The sequence below is a fragment of the Herbaspirillum sp. C7C2 genome (genome assembly GCF_022627865.1).
GTDB lineage: Bacteria > Pseudomonadota > Gammaproteobacteria > Burkholderiales > Burkholderiaceae_D > Herbaspirillum > Herbaspirillum frisingense.
The window spans coordinates 1-20,086 of the sequence record NZ_JABXGI010000038.1 but is presented as its reverse complement, the minus strand read 5'-3'; the positions used below and the strand labels follow the sequence as shown (position 1 = coordinate 20,086).

Annotated in this window: 16 protein-coding genes; 13 read left to right on the top strand and 3 right to left on the bottom strand. The window is 63.5% G+C overall.

What is annotated here, in order from left to right; all coding sequences use genetic code 11:
* Positions 1–6: 6 nt before the first annotated feature.
* From HWE04_RS24620 to HWE04_RS23965, 7 genes are all read left to right on the top strand, one after another.
* Positions 7–75 carry an ABC transporter ATP-binding protein C-terminal domain-containing protein gene (locus HWE04_RS24620; RefSeq protein WP_413445824.1) on the top strand — a complete coding sequence of 23 codons (69 nt, stop codon included), beginning with the start codon at positions 7–9 and terminating at the stop codon, positions 73–75.
* A gap of 277 nt (positions 76–352) precedes the next feature.
* Positions 353–4,051: a trifunctional transcriptional regulator/proline dehydrogenase/L-glutamate gamma-semialdehyde dehydrogenase gene (putA, locus tag HWE04_RS23990; protein ID WP_241813899.1), complete on the top strand. Its 3,699-nt coding sequence runs from the start codon at positions 353–355 to the stop codon at positions 4,049–4,051.
* Positions 4,052–4,273: 222 nt separating this feature from the next.
* Entirely contained in the window at positions 4,274–4,810 is a 537-nt protein-coding gene (gene hslV, locus HWE04_RS23985) for an ATP-dependent protease subunit HslV (RefSeq protein WP_006464149.1), read from the top strand.
* Between the two features lie 78 nt (positions 4,811–4,888).
* A complete protein-coding gene (gene hslU / locus HWE04_RS23980) occupies positions 4,889–6,232 on the top strand; it encodes an ATP-dependent protease ATPase subunit HslU (RefSeq protein ID WP_241813900.1) in 1,344 nt (447 codons plus the stop codon).
* A 29-nt stretch (positions 6,233–6,261) separates the two neighbouring features.
* Positions 6,262–6,462, top strand: a complete 201-nt coding sequence (locus HWE04_RS23975; protein WP_039875846.1) for a hypothetical protein — start codon at positions 6,262–6,264, stop codon at positions 6,460–6,462.
* 296 nt (positions 6,463–6,758) lie between these two features.
* Entirely contained in the window at positions 6,759–7,943 is a 1,185-nt protein-coding gene (locus tag HWE04_RS23970; protein ID WP_241813898.1) for a porin, read from the top strand.
* Positions 7,944–8,553: 610 nt separating this feature from the next.
* A complete protein-coding gene (locus HWE04_RS23965; protein WP_077235888.1) occupies positions 8,554–10,089 on the top strand; it encodes a tetratricopeptide repeat protein in 1,536 nt (511 codons plus the stop codon).
* 21 nt (positions 10,090–10,110) lie between these two features.
* On the opposite strand, the gene HWE04_RS23960 is transcribed toward HWE04_RS23965, so the two are convergent.
* The 3 genes from HWE04_RS23960 to cyaY all read right to left on the bottom strand — a co-directional run bounded on the left by HWE04_RS23960 (position 10,111) and on the right by cyaY (position 13,421).
* A complete protein-coding gene (locus HWE04_RS23960; protein WP_241813897.1) occupies positions 10,111–12,261 on the bottom strand; it encodes a TonB-dependent receptor in 2,151 nt (716 codons plus the stop codon).
* A 217-nt stretch (positions 12,262–12,478) separates the two neighbouring features.
* Positions 12,479–12,946: a type II secretion system major pseudopilin GspG gene (gspG, locus tag HWE04_RS23955; RefSeq protein ID WP_006464144.1), complete on the bottom strand. Its 468-nt coding sequence runs from the start codon at positions 12,944–12,946 to the stop codon at positions 12,479–12,481.
* A gap of 142 nt (positions 12,947–13,088) precedes the next feature.
* Positions 13,089–13,421, bottom strand: coding sequence for an iron donor protein CyaY (gene cyaY, locus HWE04_RS23950; protein ID WP_241813896.1), 333 nt, complete (start codon positions 13,419–13,421; stop codon positions 13,089–13,091).
* Between the two features lie 49 nt (positions 13,422–13,470).
* Between cyaY and lptM the strand changes: the two genes are divergently transcribed.
* From lptM to HWE04_RS23920, 6 genes are all read left to right on the top strand, one after another.
* Positions 13,471–13,701, top strand: a complete 231-nt coding sequence (gene lptM / locus HWE04_RS23945; RefSeq protein WP_077235884.1) for an LPS translocon maturation chaperone LptM — start codon at positions 13,471–13,473, stop codon at positions 13,699–13,701.
* Positions 13,702–13,834: 133 nt separating this feature from the next.
* On the top strand, positions 13,835–15,136 hold the full coding sequence (gene lysA, locus HWE04_RS23940; protein WP_241813895.1) for a diaminopimelate decarboxylase: 1,302 nt from the start codon (positions 13,835–13,837) through the stop codon (positions 15,134–15,136).
* 329 nt (positions 15,137–15,465) lie between these two features.
* The gene (locus HWE04_RS23935) at positions 15,466–16,356 is read left to right on the top strand and encodes a phage tail protein (RefSeq protein ID WP_241813894.1); all 891 of its coding nucleotides are present in this window, start codon (positions 15,466–15,468) and stop codon (positions 16,354–16,356) included.
* Positions 16,357–16,629: 273 nt separating this feature from the next.
* On the top strand, positions 16,630–18,087 hold the full coding sequence (locus tag HWE04_RS23930) for a sodium:solute symporter family protein (protein ID WP_077235881.1): 1,458 nt from the start codon (positions 16,630–16,632) through the stop codon (positions 18,085–18,087).
* Between the two features lie 198 nt (positions 18,088–18,285).
* Positions 18,286–19,032 (top strand): trehalose-phosphatase, encoded by a 747-nt coding sequence (otsB, locus tag HWE04_RS23925; RefSeq protein WP_077235879.1) that lies wholly within the window; start codon positions 18,286–18,288, stop codon positions 19,030–19,032.
* Between the two features lie 75 nt (positions 19,033–19,107).
* Positions 19,108–20,086 (top strand): glycoside hydrolase family 15 protein (locus HWE04_RS23920; protein ID WP_241813893.1); only part of this gene is annotated, 979 nt, incomplete at its 3' end.

Genomic DNA, 20,086 nt, shown 5'->3' with positions numbered 1-20,086 from the left:
ATCACCATGGAAGGCGAGGCCAAGCAGATGCTGGATGATCCACGGGTCAAGGCGGCTTACCTGGGTGAGGGTTGATCCGGACCAGTCTGTCGCGCCGGTGACACCGATGTCAGCAAAACGCCGCATGCCGCAAGGTCTGCGGCGTTTTTTCATGCTCCCGGCCGCGTCGCCTGCACAGGCGCGGCCGGTCTGGATGTTGCGCTTGTTCCGGGCTTCTGTGGAAAATTAAAGTTGGTTAATTTATTAAATACAGAATTAAATATTGGCTATTTAACTGAAATACAGAATTAATATTGGTCTTTAGCACATAGAATCCGGTTGCCAAAATCCTTCCCATCCTGAACTCCAGACCATGACTACCGTCACCTCTGCCGCGCCTGCGGCCACTGCTTCCAGCCTGCCTTTCGGCGCCTTCCACGCCGAGCTGCTGCCCGCTCCCAGCCCCCTGCGCGCCGCCATCACCGCCGCCTACCGTCGCGATGAGCGCGAGGCCGTGCAATGGCTGTTGCAGCAGGTCCAGGGCGACCCGTCCTGGAAGGAGTCGACCCAGCAACTGGCCCGGAAACTGGTGCAGCAGGTGCGCGAGAAGCGCACCCGCTCGTCCGGTGTGGACGCGCTGATGCACGAGTTCTCGCTGTCCTCGGAAGAAGGCGTGGCGCTGATGTGCCTGGCCGAGGCGCTGCTGCGCATCCCCGATCGCCAGACCGCTGACCGCCTGATCGCCGACAAGATCAGCAAGGGCGACTGGCGCAAGCACCTGGGTGAATCGCCTTCGCTGTTCGTCAATGCCGCCACCTGGGGCCTGCTGATCACCGGCAAGCTGGTGTCCACCAGCAGCGAAAGCGGCCTGACCCAGGCCATCACCCGCCTGATCGGCAAGGGGGGCGAGCCCCTGATCCGCAAGGGCGTGGACCTGGCCATGCGCATGCTGGGCAACCAGTTCGTGACCGGCCAGACCATCGAAGAAGCGCTGGAGAACAGCCGTGACAATGAAAAGCGCGGCTATCGCTACTCCTACGACATGCTGGGCGAAGCGGCCCTGACCATGCACGATGCCGATGCCTACTACCAGTCCTACGAGCAGGCCATCCACGCGATTGGCCGCGCCTCCAACGGCCGTGGCATCAAGGACGGCCCGGGCATCTCGGTCAAGCTGTCGGCCCTGCACCCGCGCTATTCGCGCGCCCAGCACGCCCGCGTGATGGGGGAACTGCTGCCGCGCCTGAAGCAGTTGCTGCTGCTGGCCAAGCAATACGACATCGGCCTGAACATCGACGCCGAAGAGGCCGACCGCCTGGAGCTGTCGCTGGACATGATGAAAGTGCTGGTCGCCGATCCCGACCTGGCCGGCTTCGAGGGCCTGGGCTTCGTGGTGCAGGGTTACCAGAAGCGCTGCCCCTTCGTCATCGACTACCTGGTCGACCTGGCGCGCCGTCATGGTCGCCGCCTGATGATCCGCCTGGTCAAGGGTGCCTACTGGGATAGCGAGATCAAGCGCGCCCAGGTCGATGGCCTGGAAGGCTATCCGGTCTATACCCGCAAGGTGCACACCGATCTTTCCTACCTGACCTGCGCGCAAAAGCTGCTGGCCGCGACTGACGTGATCTATCCGCAGTTCGCCACGCACAACGCGCTGACCCTGTCGGCCATCTACCACTGGGCCAAACAGCACCAGATCGACAACTACGAATTCCAGTGCCTGCATGGCATGGGCGAGACCCTGTACGACCAGGTGGTTGGTGCCGACAATCTGGGCAAGGCCTGCCGCATCTACGCCCCGGTCGGTTCGCACCAGACCCTGCTGGCCTACCTGGTGCGCCGCCTGCTGGAGAACGGCGCCAACTCTTCCTTCGTCAACCAGATCGTTGATGAAGCGGTCTCGCTGGATAGCCTGGTGGCCGACCCCATCGAGACCGTGCGCGCCCAGGGCGGCCTGCCGCACCCGGCCATCGCCGTGCCGCAGCGCCTGTATGGCGAGGAACGCACGAACTCAGCCGGCATCGACCTCTCCAACGAAAGCCGCCTGCAACAGCTGGACCAGGCCTTTGCGGACATGGCTGGCCGCCAGTGGCAGGCCGCGCCGCTGGTGGCCGGCGAGATTGCCGCGCAGGCTGCACAGCCAGTGCGCAATCCAGCCGACCATCGCGAAGTGGTGGGGCAGGTGATCGAAGCCACGGTCGCCGATGTCGATACCGCGTTGACCGCCGCCACTGCCTATGCGCCGCAATGGCAATCCATCCCCGCCGCCGAGCGTGCCGCCATGCTGGAACGCGGTGCCGACCTGCTGGAAGCCAACATCGCCGAACTGATGGCCCTGGCCGTGCGCGAAGCCGGCAAGTCGCTGCCCAATGCGATTGCCGAAGTGCGCGAGGCGGTGGACTTCCTGCGCTACTACGCCATCGCTTCGCGCCATGACGGCAACGTCCTGGCCTGGGGACCGGTGGTGTGCATCAGCCCGTGGAATTTCCCGCTGGCCATCTTCATCGGCGAGGTCAGTGCTGCGCTGGCCGCCGGCAACGTGGTACTGGCCAAGCCGGCCGAGCAGACCGCCCTGATCGCCCATCGTGCCGTGCAACTGCTGCACGAGGCCGGTATCCCGCGCGCCGCGCTGCAACTGCTGCCGGGCCGTGGCGAGACCGTGGGCGCAGCCCTGACCTCGGACGTGCGCGTCAAGGGCGTGATCTTCACCGGCTCCACCGAAGTGGCGCAACTGATCAACCGCACCCTGGCCAAGCGCTCGCATGACGATGGCGATGGCAGCGGCGAACACGGCGAAGTGCCGCTGATCGCCGAGACCGGCGGTCAGAACGCGCTCATCGTCGATTCGTCCGCCCTGGCCGAACAGGTGGTGCAGGACGTGCTGTCCTCGGCCTTCGACAGCGCCGGCCAGCGTTGCTCGGCACTGCGCGTGCTGTGCCTGCAGGAAGACATCGCCGACCGTACCCTGGAAATGCTGAAGGGCGCCATGGCCGAGCTGCGCGTGGGCCGTCCGGATCGCCTCTCCACCGACATCGGCCCGGTCATCGATGCCGAAGCCCAGCAGAACCTGCTGGCCCACATCGAGCGCATGCGCGGCAGCGCCCGTTCAGTGCACCAGCTGCCGCTGGACCCGGCCTGCCAGCACGGTACCTTCGTGCCGCCGACCGTGATCGAGATCGACGACCTGGCGCAACTGCAGCGCGAAGTCTTCGGCCCCGTGCTGCACGTGCTGCGCTATCGGCGCGATGCCCTGCCGCAGTTGATCGACGCCATCAATGCCACCGGCTACGGCCTGACTTTGGGCGTGCATTCCCGCATCGACGAGACCATCGATTTCGTCGCCCAGCGCGCCCATGTCGGCAACATCTACGTCAACCGCAACATCGTCGGTGCCGTGGTCGGGGTCCAGCCCTTCGGCGGTGAAGGCAAGTCCGGCACCGGTCCCAAGGCCGGTGGCCCGCTCTATCTGAAGCGCCTGCAACGCAATGCGCAGCTGCATGAAGAACTGACCCGCGCCCAGCCCACGGCGGTCCCCAACGCCTTGCTGGACAGCCTGCTGGATTGGGCCCGCACGCACGGCCATGAACGCCTGGCCGCCAGCGGCGAGCGCTATCACCGCGACAGCCTGCTGCAGCGCAGCCTGGTGCTGCCCGGCCCCACCGGCGAGCGCAATACCCTGGCCTTCGCCCCGCGTGGCCTGGTGCTGTGCGTGGCCGCCAGCGTGGGTACCCTGCTCAACCAGCTGGCCGCCGCCTTCGCCACCGGCAACACCGTGCTGGTCGACGAGGCCACCGCGGCGCTGCTGCCGGCCGGCTTGCCGGCCCCGGTGCGCGGCGCTATCCGTCGTGCTGCCCGCCTCGATGGCGAAGCGCTGCAGGCGGCGCTGGTGGACAGCCACCATGCCACCGCCTGGCGTGCCAGCCTGGCGCAGCGGGACGGCGCGCTGGTGCCGCTGATCCTGTGCAGCGAAGATACGGCCATCCCGTTGTGGCGCCTGCTGGCCGAGCGCGCGCTGTGCGTCAACACCACGGCCGCCGGCGGCAATGCCAGCCTGATGACGATCTCGGTGTAAGCCTACCCTCCGCGTAGCGGAGTCGTCCCATCCGCTGAGACGGGCGCCCGGACCTTGTGTCCCGGCGCCCGTTTTTCTTGCCGGCGTACAATATTGCTCCCCCCTGCGGGTGGTGCGCGGCCGGAATGTCTTGCAATCGGCACGGCCAGCCCCATCTCGACAGGACGTGGGGCGGCCAGGCCTGCCCCGCAGCACCTACGCATATATTGAACAGAGGCAAGCATGGAACAATTTCACGGCACCACCATCCTTTCCGTCCGTCGCGGCAACCAGGTCGCGCTGGGCGGCGACGGCCAGGTGACGCTTGGCAACATCGTCATGAAGGGCAGTGCGCGCAAGGTGCGCAAGCTCTATCACGGCAAGGTCCTGGTCGGTTTCGCCGGCGGCACGGCTGACGCCTTCACCCTGCTGGACCTGTTCGAAGCCAAGCTGGAAAAACACCAGGGCAACCTCATGCGTGCCTCGGTCGAACTGGCCAAGGACTGGCGTACCGACCGCATGCTGCGCCGCCTGGAAGCGATGCTGCTGTGTGCCGACCGCGACACCACCCTGGTCATCACCGGCAACGGCGATGTGCTGGAACCCAACGATGGCATCGGCGCCATCGGTTCCGGCGGCAGCTACGCGCAATCGGCTGCCAAGGCCCTGTATGAGAACACCGAGCTGACCCCGGCCGAGATCGTCAAGAAATCGCTCACCATCGCCGGCGAGCTGTGCATCTACACCAACCTGAACCACATCATCGAGACGCTGGATTAAGGCTGGATTAAGCCCCGGCCCCGGTATCACACCGCGCCCGCTCTCCTGATGAACCGTCACAGCGAAAAGATCACCACCATGAACATGACCCCCAAGGAAATCGTCTCCGAACTCGACAAGCACGTCGTCGGCCAGGCCCGCGCCAAGCGCGCGGTGGCCATCGCGCTGCGCAACCGCTGGCGTCGCCAGCAGATCGAGGAGCCGCTGCGCCACGAGATCACGCCCAAGAACATCCTCATGATCGGCCCCACCGGCGTGGGCAAGACCGAGATCGCGCGCCGCCTGGCCAAGCTGGCCGATGCGCCCTTCATCAAGATCGAGGCGACCAAATTTACCGAGGTCGGTTACGTCGGTCGTGATGTCGATACCATCATTCGCGACCTGGTCGACATCGGCATCAAGCAGACCCGCGAAGTCGAAACCCGCAAGGTACGCACCCGCGCCGAGGACGCCGCTGAAGACCGCATCCTGGACGTGCTGCTGCCGCCGGCACGCGATTTCGGATTCACCTCCGAGAATGGCAACAGTGGCGAGAAGGACGACAAGAACACCACCCGCCAGACTTTCCGCAAGCGTCTGCGCGAAGGTGCACTGGATGATCGTGAGATCGAGCTGGAATTGAACGATGCTGCGCCCACCATGGAAATCATGGCGCCGCCGGGCATGGAAGAAATGACCGAGCAGATCAAGTCAATGTTCTCGGGCATGGGCAACCAGCGCAAGAAGGCGCGCAAGATCAAGATCAAGGAAGCCATGAAGCTGCTGATCGACGAGGAAGCCGCCAAGCTGGTCAACGATGAAGAGCTCAAGCTGAAGGCCATCACCAACGTCGAGCAGAACGGTATCGTCTTCCTCGACGAGATCGACAAGATCGCCACCCGCTCGCAGAACGGCAACGCCGATGTCTCGCGTGCCGGAGTGCAGCGCGACCTGCTGCCGCTGGTGGAAGGTACGACCGTCAATACCAAGTACGGCATGGTCAAGACGGATCACATCCTCTTCATCGCCTCCGGTGCCTTCCATCTGTCCAAGCCGTCGGACCTGATCCCGGAACTGCAGGGTCGCTTCCCGATCCGGGTGGAGCTGGATTCGCTGTCGATCGCCGATTTCGAACGCATCCTGACCGGCACCGATGCCTGCCTCACCAAGCAATACGAAGCCCTGCTGGCCACCGAAGGCGTGAAGATCGAATTTGCCGACAGCGGCATCAAGCGCCTGGCCGAGATTTCGCACACGGTCAATGAAAAGACAGAAAACATCGGTGCCCGACGGCTCTATACGGTGATGGAAAAACTGCTGGAAGAAATTTCCTTCACGGCCGGCGAGGCCGGTGTGGACGGGCTCATGATCGACGGTGACTATGTCAACGAACGCCTCGGTGAGCTCGCGGTGGACGAAGACATGTCGCGCTACGTCCTGTAGAAATTGGATAAAACGCGCGGGAGCTTGCGATGGCCAACAAGACATTGGGAACACGGCAGAAACTAAGTTTTCGGGTCGAACCGTCGCAGTCCCGCCCGCGCAATCCGGTTGCCTTGGCAGCCCAGCAGCGCGCCGGTGGTGCGGGTCCGCATCGCAAGAATGCATCGGCCCAACGGCAGCAGTTGAAGGCCGAACTGCAGAGCAAACTGGGCGGTAATGACAAGGATTGACCAGCCACTGCAGGGCTGCAGGGAAGATGTATCAAAATGTTAGATTTTGATGAGAGCGCCGGTAGAAATGCCGGCGCTTTTTTCATTGGCGCGGTGCGCTTGCAGATGAGAAGCAGCTGCGCAATGCCAGATGAGGCGATAAAAAAATACAACAATTGCCATTTCAATCTTTCGCTCCCGTCTAAAAAATGACTTGTATCGACCAAGGTGCAGTCATGCGCGACGAGAAGCATTAATGTCTGTCCATCCGACTGCAAGTGCGGATCCTCAAGACTATTTTTAGAGAAGGACGTCACATGAAAAAATCTCTGCTGGCACTCGCCGTTCTGGGCGCGTTCGCAGGCGCAGCACAAGCGCAAAGCTCCGTCACGATCTACGGTATCGTCGATACCGGTGTTGTCTACCAAAGCAAGGTTGCTACCGCCAACGGCGGCACCGGCTCCAAGTTCGGTCTGAACTCGGGCATCATCCAAGGTTCGCGCATCGGCTTCAAGGGTGCTGAAGATCTGGGTGGCGGTCTGTCCGCAGTCTTCAACCTGGAAGCTGGCTTCAGCAATGACACCGGCGGCCTGCAAGGTTCCGACGCCACCACCGGTTCCAACCTGTTCCGCCGCAAGTCGGTGGTCGGTCTGGCTGGTAACTTCGGTACCGTCCTGCTGGGTCGTCAAACCGACTTCGCTGACACCATCTCGGCTTACACCGCCGTGCAAGACTTCGGTGGCTGGGTCAACAACTCCGGTTCCGGTCTGGATCGCCTGCAAGGCACCCGTACCAACAACTCGATCAGCTACACCACGACCAACCTGAGCGGCTTCACCGGTAACCTGATGTACGGCTTCGGCGAGACCGCTGGCCAGACCTCCGCCGGTCAATCCTTCGGCGTTGGCGGCAAGTACGACAACGGTCCTCTGGGTCTGGGCATCAACTACTACCAGTCCAAGGCTGGTTCGACCCCGTCTGACGTTTCGCTGATCCCGGCAACCTCGACTACCGCCAGCGTCAACACCCTGTCGGCCAACGCTGGTAGCACAGCTCAGAAGGTCCTGAACGTGGCAGCGTCCTACCAGTTCGGTCCGGCACGCGTGTACGGTAACTACTCGCGCGTGAAGCAAGACCTGAACACCCAGGCCAACCTCACCGCCATCGGCGTGGGCTCGCTGACCACCGTGACCAACCGTACGCTGGCCCGTTCCAACAAGGCTGACATCTACGAAATCGGTACCGCTTATTCCTTGACCCCATCGCTGAAGCTGCTGGCGGCCGTGGACCACACCCGTGCCACCTTCGACGGCGTGGATAACAAGGCCAAGCTGACCCAGGTCAGCCTGGGTACCGACTACTGGCTGTCCAAGCGTACCGACCTGTACGCCTTCCTGGCTTACACCAAGGCTAGCGATCTGGTCAATCCGGGCGTCTCCGACAGCACCGGTAACGATGGCAACCAAGGCGCCGTCGCCGTGGGTATCCGCCACAAGTTCTAATGTGAATGAGCAGCGTCGTCGACTTTGACGACGCCTGCCGATCCACAATCGGACTAGCAGTAATAGCAGTAATCAAAGCGCCGCATGAGTTTCATGCGGCGCTTTTTTCATGCTTTTCGACGATTTCGCTTTTGTTAGTTTTCTGTTTCTGTTTCTTACATTTTGCAACAATAAAAATCAGGTCGTAAAAACATCATGTTTGCTTCGCATTCGACTCGGTTTCGCTTTCCACAGGAGGGCTGCAGGTGGCCCGGAAACCCCGTTTGTTGTGCCGCAAAATACTCGCCTTTACATCGCCAAATCCTGACGAAACCCTGACTGGTAGCCGATCTTGATGACTGTAAAGAAAGCGTAATAAGCCTTCCTGTTTGCGCACTTTTCCGCGCCGCACTGCTCTAATATTCGCCATACATTTTGATGCTTGCAGGAATCACCTCCCGACCTCATGTCTGATGAAGTGTCGCTTGCAGCATCTCCCTTCACGCTCTGATAGCGGCATCAATTTCTAAGTTTTTGGTGCATTCGGAACCGACGCAGCTTTCTGCGCCGGAGGGGATTTCTTTTTCCCGGATTTTGTTTGCAGTCGCAAGCGCAACAGAAAGGAAGCAACATGGCCACAAGAGAAGAGCTGGCAGTCATCAAGGCGGCCCGTGCCGGAGAATCGCGCGCACAACTGGCTCTGGGTCGACGTTATCTCAATGGCGGCAGCGGTCTGCCGCGCAGCAAGGGCACTGCGTTCTATTGGCTGCGCCGCGCCGCGCAGCAAGGCGTGGACGATGCCTGGATGATCATCGGCCGCAACATCACCTATGAGCAGGTCAAGGACCTGTCCTCGCCCCAGGAGGCCGCGGTCTGGTACGAAAAGGCCTTCGAGGCCGGCGTACCGCAAGCCGGCCTGATCTTTGCCCGGCTGGTGCTGGAGCATACCGATCAGTTCGACAGCAATGCCCATGCGCGCGCCATTGCCGCGCTCTCCCTGCTGGCCAGTCGCGATGATCACCAGGCGCAGTGGCTGCTGGCGCAGCAGATGCAGCGTCACGGCCAACCGGTGGTGCCGGGTGCGGCCTCCTCGGCAGTCGAAGAACGGCTGATGCAGGAAGCCGCCCGCGCCGGTATCGAGCAGGCCCAGTACGCCCTGCTCGACAAGGCCTGGCAACAGGGGGAGGGCGAGGCCTTTGCACGTGGCGCACGGCCACTGGTGCAGCGACTGACGGAGCGCAATAGCGCTGCCGTCGGCCAGCTGGAGAAGGAATCCGATGCCACCGGCCTGGTGCAGTTGAGCCCCGAGGAGGCCACGCTGCTGCTGCGCTACGGCCAATGGCAGGCGCGTGCGGCGCAACCCGATCTGCAGGAATTGATGCGCCTGTTCGAACTGGCCGCCGTGGCCGGCGAGAACGAGGCGCGGCTGGAACTGGGCCTGCTGTGCGCCAAGATCGACCGCCAGGGACAGCGCGTGTTCATGGAACAGGGCCTGGCCAACTTCAAGAAAGCCCTGCACTGGCTGGTGCTCGCGGGAGAAGGCGGCAGTGCGCCGGCCTGGCATGCGCTGGCACGCATCTATTCGCGCTCCATCTATTCGCAGCGCAATCTGCAGGTGGCGCAGCAATATCTGGAAAAGGCGGCCGAGGCCGGCCTGACCGAGGCGCAGGCGGAGCTGGCGCACATCTTCTGGCGCAATCGCCGCGACGACCCCATGCATGACGTCAAGGCCCTGTACTGGTGGCAACAGGCTGCCGCCCGCGGTGATGCGGAATCGGCCGAGGCGCTGCTGCCGTTCCAGGCGCAGGAAGATGCGCAGGACTGGGCGGTGCAGGCGCGTGCGCAGTTGAGCGAGCGGCTGCGCAATAGCAACCCCTTCCTGAGTGCCCGCATCGAACTGGCGGCCATCTTCGGCCTGACCAAGCCGGAAGCGCTGCTCATCGACATCAAGCAGGCCGATTACGGCCACTGTCTGGTGGTCGACATCTGTGCCCATCATGCCCGCAGCAAGCGGCGCCTGATCGCGGTGCAAAGCGAGGCGCAGCGCGCTGCGATCAACCGCGTCAGTCGCCTGTTCGGCGACGTCGACTGCGGCTTCAGTGGCCCGGAAGGCAATTATCGTCAGCGCCAGTACCGCCTGCGTACCGCCTTTCCCGAAGCCGCCTGAGGCGATGTGCTTGCGCTACGCCTACATGTGGTAGCGCAGGCTCAGCGCGACGTTGCGCGGGGCGCCCGGCAGGCTCAGGTTGGGGCTGCTGCCGTGGCCGGAGATGATGTAGCCGGTGTTGAAGATATTGCCGACGTTCAGTTGCAGCTCATAGCGGGCCGTGCGGTAGGCCGCCATCGCATCGGCGGTCACGTAGCCGGGCAGGGTGACGGTGTTGCCCGGGTTGGCGAAGCGCGCCCCCACGGCATTGGCGCCACCGCCGACGATGAAGCCCTCGCCCAGTTCCTTGGTCAGCCACAGGTTGGCGCTGTGACGCGGCGTCAGGGTGGCATTCTTGCCCTTGAAGGGGACATTGCCGGCCGCCGTGACGCTGGTGTCGAAGGAGGATGACTCGGTGATCACCGCATCCAGGTAGGCGTATCCGGCCAGCAGTTTCCAGCCCTGCTTGAGGTCGGCACTGAAGGTGAATTCGGCGCCATCGGTGCGCTGCTTGCCGACCGGCACGATCGTATTGTTGGGCAGGGTCGACTTGATGTTGTCGCGCTCCAGTCGGAACACCGACACGGTGGCGCTGGCGCGTCCTTCCCAGAAATCATATTTGGCACCGACCTCGGTATTGCGCGTGTTTTCCGGTGCCAGGTCGGCGTTGTTGGTGGCCAGTGCGAAGTTCTCGCCCGAGGGCTGGAAGGAGCGGCTCCACGAGAGGTAATAGGATTGCGTCTCGCTGGGTTGCCACACCAGGCCGGCGCGCGGACTGTAGGCGGTATCGGTGCGCGACAGGTTGCTGGGCACGCCGGCGGCCGACACCAGCCTGGCCTGCTGGCGGAAGCTGTCGTGGCGCAGACCGACCAGTGCCTTCCACTGCGCATTGAGGGTGATGCTGTCCTGCAGATAGGCGGCAAAGGTGTCATAGGTGCCGTAGGTCAGCGATGGCGCGGTCACACGGTCAGGATTGACCAGCGGCAGCACCGGATTGAAGATTGAGACCGGCGCCACGCCCGAGGTGCCACCTGCCACGGCCACGCCGCCGTAGGTAGCGGCGTCCTTGCTCTGGCTGCCCACCTCCACCCCATAGAGGATTTCATGACGGGTCTGGCCCAGCGTCAGCTTCTGCGTCAGCTCGCTCTGGTTGAACCAGCCGTTTTCATCGCGCACCAGCTTGGCATGGTTCAGGGCCATGGTGCCGTTGGTTTCGTTGACGTTGCCGTTGATGTTGGTGTTGTTGCGGTTGAGGTGGTAATCGTAATAGCGCAGGCCGTTGCGGAAGGAAAACTCGTCGTTGAACCGGTGCGTGAAGGTCGCCGTGGTGGACGCCACGCGTGACTGCACGAAGTCGGCGTCGCGGGCATTGCGCGCACCGAAGTAGGTGCCGGGGTCCACCGCCACCGGACGTCCGCGATAGGACGGGATGCCGAAGTCCATGACGCGCCGGTCTTCCAGGTAGTCGGCCTGCAGCAGCAATTTGGTATCGGCCGAGAAGCGCAGGGCCAGGGAGGGCGCGATGGCCTTGCGGTCGATGAATTGCTGGGCGCGATAGCTGTCGCCACGTTCTACGGCGCCGGTCAGGCGCCAGGACAGCGCGCCGTCGCCGGCAGCGCGTCCCAGGTCCAGCTCGGCGCGCCGACCGGCGGTGCTGTTGGCGGTGATGCCGACGTCGCTGATATCCACACCCGGCTTCTTGCTCACGCGGTTGATCAGGCCACCAGAGGAGCCGCGGCCATACAGCACGGCGGCCGGACCCTTGATCACTTCCACATTTTCCACATTGGACAGGTCGCGGAAATACAGCGCGTCATCGCGGAAGCCATCCACGAACTGGTCCCCGATGGCGGTAAAGCCGCGGATGAACACCTGGTCGCGCTGGCCGTCGCCGGTGGACAGGCCCAGCCCGGGCACGTTTTTCAGGACATCCTGCAGCGAGGCCGCATTCTGGTCGCGGATCACCTGGGCCGGCACCACGTTGATGGTCTGCGGCACGTCGCGCAGCGGAGCTTCGCTCTTGGTGCCGCTGACCGCGGTCGGCGCCACATAGCCGTCATTGGTGCGGGCACCGCTGACTTCGATGGCGGGCAGGGAAGAAGCGGATTCCTGCGCCCAGGCCAGGGAGGACAGGGAGGAAAGGGAGCAGGTGGCCAGTACGGCCAGGTGCAAGGGATGCAGGCGGAAATTCATTTTATTCTTCACAATGAGTTCGATTAATAGGAATAATTATTATTCGTATTAAATGATGATTGTAAGAAGATGTAAATAGAAAGCTGCATACTTGTCATGTGCTCTCATCAAATGGGAATGACAAGGCCAGTGCGCCCGCCCGCGAGGGCAGGGTCACATCGTGTAATTCAGGAAATCAGGGAATCAGGTAAAGGGCCAAGCGCGAGGGCGCTCGGCTTCAGTGCAGGTGGATGGCCTGTTCGCCATCGGCACCGCCATCCGGGCCGGCCTGGCCGAAGGAATACAACGAATAACTGGTGCCATCGTCGTCGGCCTCGTACTGATAGGAATTGCCCCAGGGGTCGCGTGGCAGGCGGTCGACGTAGCCGCCGATGGCCCAGTTGGCCGGCACCGGTGCCCGCGTGGGCTTGATCACCAGCGCCAGCATGCCCTGCTGGGTGGTGGGGTAGCGGCCGTTATCCTGGCGATAGCGGTCCAGGCCGCTGGCAATGGCCTGCATATCCTTTTCGGCCGCCATGGCTTGCGGGCTGTGGTCATGGTTGAAGCGTGCCACCAGCGGCGGCAGTGCCAGGGCGGCGGCCACCGCCAGCACGGTCAATACCAGGATCCAGCGCAGGCGCGCCAGGCCGCGCTGCAGGAACAGGAAAGCAGGATGTTGCCGCGAGGGCAGGGAAGAACGGCGCATGGAAGCGGCTGGCTTGGTCAAGGGAGCAAGGGGACAAGGAGACGATAGGAACTCAACGCTGCGCAACACCGGCTTGCGCACAGACGAGCGAGGTGCCGCCCACTGCCGATACCGACGGCGGCGGCCCGGCACTGGTCGGTCATCAGGGCTGCAGGGTCACCGGCACGCCGGCCTGATTGCTGACCACTTCTGACAACGTGGCATAAAACTCGCTGCCGTCACGGGTGTTGAGCCAGTGCTGGCCGTCGAATTTGTAGTGGAAGCCGCCGGAACGGGCTGCCAGCCACATTTCCTGCATCGGGGCCTGGCTGTTGATGATGATCTTGGAGCCATTGCCGATGCACTCGATCTCCAGCACATTGCCGCTGCGGCTGCATTCCACGTCCAGCTCGCTGGCGTCGCAGGCGTCTTCCAGCGCCGTTTCGATGGCGTTGAGGGTGGCATCAGCCAGGTCCAGGAATTCCGATTCGGTCATGCTACACTCCAAGGCATTCTAAGATTTCGATGTAATCCGACATTTTATCGTGAAGTCACACTATTCTCCCGTCCGTCGTGCAGCTTCCCTGGCCCTTTGCGCCGCCGCCTTGATGCTGGCCGGCTGCGGCCAGAAAGGCCCGCTGTACATGCCCAAGGTGCCGCCCGACCCGTTTGCGCATACCCAGCCCAAACCGGCGGCCCCGCAGCCGGACACCAAGGCTGGCGCGCAGCAGGGTGGCGACGTGACCCCGGCGGCAACTGACGCCCCCGCCAAATAAGCCTTCCCGCTGCGTGACCCCGAGGGCCCGCGCAGGCAATATCGCAAAACAGCCGCAAAGCGGTGCCGAACCCGTCCAGCGCGGTCGGCGCCGGATTCCCCAACAGTTCAGATTTCAGATTTCCCGGATATCCATGTCCCACTTTTCCTACCGCAATGGCGCCCTGCACGCCGAACAGGTTTCGCTGCAGGCGCTGGCCGAACAGTTCGGTACGCCGCTCTACGTCTATTCCAAGGCTGCCCTGGTCGAGAACTTCTCGGCCTATGCCGACGCTTGCCGCAAGGCTGGTCGTGCCGAAGGTGCCAATGATGCAAGGGGTGGGGCGCTGGTGTGCTATTCGGTCAAGTCCAACTCCAACCTGGCGGTGCTGAACCTCCTGGGTCGTCTGGGTTCGGGCTTCGACATTGTCTCCGGCGGTGAGCTGCTGCGCGTGGTGGCCGCCGGCGGCGATGCCCGCAAGGTGATCTTCTCGGGCGTCGGCAAGGGCCGCGACGAGATGAAGCTGGCCCTGGAACATGACATCCTCTGCTTCAACGTCGAATCCATCCCCGAGGTGGCGCGCCTGAACGAAGTGGCCGGCGCCCTGGGCAAGCGCGCCCGCATCTCGCTGCGGGTGAACCCGAATGTGGATGCCAAGACCCACCCCTACATCTCCACCGGCCTGAAGGAAAACAAGTTTGGCGTGGCCTATGAAGATGCGCTGAACTGCTACCGTGCCGCCGCCGCCCTGCCCAATATCGAGGTGGTCGGCATCGATTGCCACATCGGTTCGCAATTGCTGGACGACTCGCCGCTGCTGGAAGCGCTGGACAAGGTCATCGACATGGTCGACACGCTGGAGTCCGAGGGCATTCACATCCATCACCTCGACATCGGCGGCGGCATTGGCATCCGCTACGACGACGAGCAACCGGTGGCCATCGGCGACTACCTGGCCCGCGTGTTCGCCCGGGTCGACGCCTGGCGCACCAGCAAGTACGACGGCCGTCCGATCCAGGTCATGTTCGAACCCGGCCGCTCGGTAGTCGGCAATGCCGGCCTGCTGCTGACCGAGGTGCAATACCTCAAGCATGGCGAAGGCAAGAATTTCGCCGTGGTCGACGCCGCCATGAATGATCTGATGCGCCCGGCCATGTATGAAGCCTGGCACGGCGTGAAGACCGTCAAGGAGAACGCCGGCCAGGCACGCATCTATGATGTGGTCGGTCCGGTCTGCGAATCCGGTGACTGGCTGGCACGCTCGCGTGAGCTGGCCATTGGCGAAGGCGACCTGCTGGCCCTGATGTCGGCCGGCGCCTACGGCATGACCATGGCCTCCAACTACAACACCCGCGGTCGCGCCGCCGAGGTGCTGGTCGATGGCACGCAGGTGCATCTGGTCCGCCAGCGCGAGCAGCCGGCCGATCTGTTTGCGCTGGAAAAGATCGTCGACTGAGTTTGTTGTCGTTCCAATAAGCGGCAATAAGCGGCAGCCCCGGAAACGCGGCTGCCGTTTCCTTTTCAACAGCGTTTATTGATCGGCCGGCAATACGCGCCAGTGCTGGGCCTCAGATATTTTTTGCAGAGCCGCATTTTTGTTTTGCCTTTCAGAAATTTGGGCGCAAAATAGCCGTCCGTCCAAAGAACAAATAACGCATCTCGACAAGCCTGGCGCGCGAGCAGCAACGCGCCACCGGAGACCAGGCAAGCCAACAGGCCACAGGACGACAGGGAGAAGACCATGCCACCGGGACGGTGGTCGGTAGCGCAACACAGGGGAATTCCATGCAAGTCCTGGAACGCACAGAGGGAGATCGCGACAAGCGGGTGCACGGCGAGGGCGCCGAAGGCGACCTGGCGCCTGCGCATCCTGGCGCCTCCACATCCACCGCAGCATCGACTGCACCCAGCGCCGAGGAGTTGGAAGTCCGCGCCTCGCATATCACCGCCGCCGCCGTGGCTGCAGCTGCCGTCACGGCCGCCGTGGTGACCGCCGCCGGCGAGGAACCCACGATGCGCACCGAACGCGTGACACAGGAGCAGCCCGAGGCGAGCCGCCGCCCGGCGCCCAGCGGCCCGCGCAGCGAACCGCAGGTGGCAGCCTCCACCCGTGGCGCCCTGCTGGTCTCGCTGTTGACGCTGGCCATCATCGGCCTGGCCCTGTGGCTGGGTGCGCAATGGCCGCAACGCTCGCTCAAGCCGATGCTGACGCAATTGCCGAGCTTTTCCCGGCCCGCGCCGGTAGCACCTGCTGCCGCAGCCCAGCCGGCTGTCGAAGAAAGCAGCGCAGCGGCCAGCCTGGAGGCACCCGGACCTGACGCCATCGCCCAGTTGCAGCAGGAAGCCGATGAAAAGGCGCGTCTGCTGGCACAGAAGCGCGCCGCCGCCGAGGCCCGCCATCGCCGCGAGGATGCCGCCCTGGCCCTGCGCGAGCAACGTCGGCGTGAAGCCGAGGCACAACTGGCCAATGCCCGCGCCCAGGCCGAGCGTGCCCAGGCGGCGGTGGCAGTCCCGGAAGCGGTGGTGGCTCCGGCCGCGCCGTCCCTGGCCGAGCAGGTCAAGCAATGCAGCGCGCTATCGCTGTTCGCCCGCGAGAGCTGCCTGTGGAAGCTATGCGACGGCAAGTGGGGCAAGAATGGCTGCCCCTCCTACGAGCGCAATAACGAAGGCGCCTGAGCCGGCGCCGCTGCAGCACCTCTTCCTCCCCTCTCCCTTTCCGGATTGTCTGGATTGTCAGATACGGCCCGGCCGGTACCGCCCTCACGGGGCGCGGCCAGCCGGGAGCAATTCTTGCTTGCCTGAAGGCCGTCGGCGCATGACGGCAAGCCCGCCTGTGGTCCCCCCACGACAGATGAAAAGTCTTGCCGCAAGCGGTTTTGCGAACGGTTTTTGCCGTTGACTTGCCGCTATAATGCGCGTTTTTCTTCCCTTCCCTGCAAGGAAAAAGGCATGAATGCACTGCTCTGGTTCGTCGTCCTCTACTGGGTCATCTCGGTGGCCATCGGTCTGTATGCCACCCGATACGTCAAGAGTTCGAAGGACTATGCCGTCGCCGGCCGCTCGCTGCCGATGTCGGTGGTGACCGCGACCGTGTTTGCGACCTGGTTCGGTTCGGAAGCGGTGCTGGGGGTGTCTTCCACCTTCCTCAAGGAGGGCCTGGGCGGCATCGTGGCCGATCCCTTCGGCTCTTCGCTGTGCCTGATCCTGGTCGGCGTCTTCTTCGCCAAGCGCCTGTACCGGATGAATCTTCTGACCATCGGCGACTACTACAAGAAGCGCTTCGGCCGCGCTGCCGAGATGCTGGTGACGATCTGTATCGTCATTTCCTACCTGGGCTGGGTGGCCGCGCAGATCAAGGCCCTGGGCCTGGTCTTCAACGTCGTCTCGGGCGGCTACATCCCCATGCACTGGGGCATGATCATCGGTGCCGGCAGCGTGCTGATCTATACCCTCATGGGCGGCATGTGGGCCGTGGCCATCACCGACTTCCTGCAGATGATCATCGTGGTGGTCGGCATGCTCTACATCGGCTACGAAGTCTCGGGCATGGTCGGCGGTCCCGGCGTGGTGATCGCGCATGCGGCCGAGGCCGGCAAGTTCAATTTCTGGCCGGCCGCCGAGCTCAAGGACGTGCTTTGGTTCTTCGCCGCCTGGATCACCATGATGCTGGGCTCGATCCCGCAGCAGGACGTGTTCCAGCGGGTGATGTCGTCCAAGAACGAAAACGTGGCCCGCAATGCCTCCATCCTGGGCGGCGTGATCTATTTCTTCTTCGTCTTCATTCCCATCTTCCTGGCCTACTCGGCCACGCTGATCGACCCCGCCATGGTCTCGCGCCTGCTGGAGACCGATTCCCAGCTGGTCCTGCCGACCCTGATCATGGAAAAGATGCCGGTCTTCGCCCAGGTGATGTTCTTCGGCGCCCTCTTGTCGGCCATCAAGAGCTGCGCCAGCGCGACCCTCCTGGCCCCCTCGGTGACCTTCACCGAAAACGTGCTCAAGGAAATTCGTCCCTGGAAGAACGACCGTGAATTCCTCTTCACCATGCGCGCCGTGGTGCTGGTCTTCACCATCGGTGTTACCGCGCTGGCGCTGAACAGCCAGTCCAGCATCTACGAAATGGTCGAGAACGCCTACAAGGTCACCTTGGTGGCGGCCTTCGTGCCCCTGGCCTTCGGCGTCTACTGGCAGCGCGCCACCCGCCAGGGTGCATTGATGGCCATGGTGCTGGGCCTGGTGTCCTGGATCACGCTGGAATACACCGCCCCGGAAGGCCTCTGGCCGCCGCAACTGGCCGGCCTGCTGTTCTCCATCGGCGGCATGGTGGTCGGATCGCTCATGCCCCAGGTGCTGGCACCGGTGGCCCCCATCGCCGTGGCACCGGCCGAGGGAACGGTCCAGTCCTGAGTTCTTCTTGCCTGCCTGAAACGGTCGCCCGGCTCTGCCGCGCGACCGTTTTTCTTTTTGCGGGGCCGGCAAGAACTGATGCAAACCGTGCTGTCAAAGTGAGTCTACGGCCGGGCTTTTCGAATTAATTCGATGTCAAAGTAGTAATAATTCGAGAGGTTATCGGAACTTATTTGCTTTCCATCAACCTGAAATGACATGACTGAGCAAACTCGCCCCTACGATTTTGCTGCCGATGCGTTGTTTCTGGATTTCGACGGCACCCTGGTCGAACTGGCGCCACAACCCGAAGAGATCGTGGTGCCGCCGGAACTGATCACGCTGTTGCAGCGACTACAACAAGAATCGGACGGCGCGCTGGCCATCGTCAGCGGCCGTCCCCTGGACCAACTCGACTTCTTCCTGGCGCCGTTGCGCCTGCCGGCCGCGGGCGTGCACGGCGCCGAACGGCGTACCGCCGATGGCCGCATCCTCCAGCAGCCGGTGCCGGACGTGCATCACCTGCGCGAGCGCCTGCTGCCGCTGGTGGAGGGCAATCCCGGTCTGCAGCTGGAACTCAAGCGCGGCGCGCTGGCGCTGCACTACCGGCACGCCGCCCACCTGGAGCAGCGCTGCGTGGAAACCATGATGGACGCCCTGCGCCACGAACCCGGCTTTTCCATGCTGCACGGCAAGATGGTGGTGGAGGCCAAGCCCCACATCAACAAGGGTGACGCGGTGGCGGCATTCCTGCATGAAGCGCCTTTCCGCGGGCGTCGCCCGGTCTTCATCGGTGACGACGTGACCGATGAAGCCGGCTTCGCCATCGCCCAGGCCGAGACCTATGGCGGCCTGGGCATCAAGGTCGGTACCGGCCCCAGTCAGGCGCAGCAGCGTCTGGCCGGTCCGGCCGCGGTGCTGGCCTTGCTGCGAGAGGCCATCCCCGCACGCAGCCTCAGCGGATGACCGCCCGGGCGCAGCACGCGCCCATCATCGCCTTCCATCAAGAAATCTGACCCACAGAACAGAGCACGAGGAACCATGAGCCAGCCCAGCCCCGACCCGCAACAGGAAGCGCAGCCGCAACCGCACTCGCAGACCCAACATTCCGAACAGCCGCACCTGGCCGCCCAGGCGCACGACATGCCCTCCACCTCCTCGCTGGACCTGGGGGTGATCGGCAACTGCGCCTTCTCGGCGCTGGTGGACAAGATGGGCCGCATCGTCTGGTGCTGCCTGCCGCGCTTTGATGGCGACCCGGTCTTCAATGCCTTGCTGGACCCCACCGACAATGGCGCGCTGTGGGCCTTCCAGCTGGAGAATTTCTCTCACAGCGAGCAGTGGTACGAACCCAATACCGCCGTGCTGCGCACCCGGCTCTACGATACGCTGGGGCAGGGCATCGAGATCACCGACCTGGCGCCGCGCTTCCAGAGCCGTGGCCGCTTCTTCCGCCCGCTGCAGCTGGTGCGCCGCATCCATCCGCTCTCCGGCGCGCCGCGCATGCGGGTGGTGTTGCGTCCGCGCTTCGACTGGGGCCGTGATATCCCCGCGCAGACCCGCGGCAGCAACCACATCCGCTATGTCGGTCCCGAGCAGACCCTGCGCCTGAACACCGATGCGCCGATCAGCTACATCGTGGACGAGACCGCCTTCGTGGTCAGCCGCCCCTATAACTTCATCCTGGGCCCGGACGAAACCCTGCACGGCGGCATCAACGACACTGCGCGCGATTTCGAACAGGAAACCACCGCCTATTGGCGAAACTGGAGCCGCGCCCTGGCCACGCCGCTGGAGTGGCAGGATGCGGTGATCCGCGCGGCCATCACCCTGAAGCTCTCGGTCTTTGAAGACACCGGCGCCATCATCGCCGCCATGACCACCAGCGTGCCCGAGGCGCCGGGCAGCCAGCGCAACTGGGACTATCGCTATTGCTGGCTGCCCGACGCCTTCTTCGTGGTGCGCGCCCTGAACAGCCTGTCCGAACTGGGGACCATGGAAGACTACCTGCGCTGGCTGA

Bases quoted from the DNA above. Each gene is read 5' to 3' on its own strand.
- putA (WP_241813899.1), top strand. From the start codon at position 353: ATGACTACCGTCACCTCTGCCGCGCCTGCGGCCACTGCTTCCAGCCTG.
- hslV (WP_006464149.1), top strand. From the start codon at position 4,274: ATGGAACAATTTCACGGCACCACCATCCTTTCCGTCCGTCGCGGCAAC.
- hslU (WP_241813900.1), top strand. From the start codon at position 4,889: ATGAACATGACCCCCAAGGAAATCGTCTCCGAACTCGACAAGCACGTC.
- HWE04_RS23975 (WP_039875846.1), top strand. From the start codon at position 6,262: ATGGCCAACAAGACATTGGGAACACGGCAGAAACTAAGTTTTCGGGTC.
- HWE04_RS23970 (WP_241813898.1), top strand. From the start codon at position 6,759: ATGAAAAAATCTCTGCTGGCACTCGCCGTTCTGGGCGCGTTCGCAGGC.
- HWE04_RS23965 (WP_077235888.1), top strand. From the start codon at position 8,554: ATGGCCACAAGAGAAGAGCTGGCAGTCATCAAGGCGGCCCGTGCCGGA.
- HWE04_RS23960 (WP_241813897.1), bottom strand. From the start codon at position 12,261: ATGAATTTCCGCCTGCATCCCTTGCACCTGGCCGTACTGGCCACCTGC.
- gspG (WP_006464144.1), bottom strand. From the start codon at position 12,946: ATGCGCCGTTCTTCCCTGCCCTCGCGGCAACATCCTGCTTTCCTGTTC.
- cyaY (WP_241813896.1), bottom strand. From the start codon at position 13,421: ATGACCGAATCGGAATTCCTGGACCTGGCTGATGCCACCCTCAACGCC.
- lysA (WP_241813895.1), top strand. From the start codon at position 13,835: ATGTCCCACTTTTCCTACCGCAATGGCGCCCTGCACGCCGAACAGGTT.
- HWE04_RS23935 (WP_241813894.1), top strand. From the start codon at position 15,466: ATGCAAGTCCTGGAACGCACAGAGGGAGATCGCGACAAGCGGGTGCAC.
- HWE04_RS23930 (WP_077235881.1), top strand. From the start codon at position 16,630: ATGAATGCACTGCTCTGGTTCGTCGTCCTCTACTGGGTCATCTCGGTG.
- otsB (WP_077235879.1), top strand. From the start codon at position 18,286: ATGACTGAGCAAACTCGCCCCTACGATTTTGCTGCCGATGCGTTGTTT.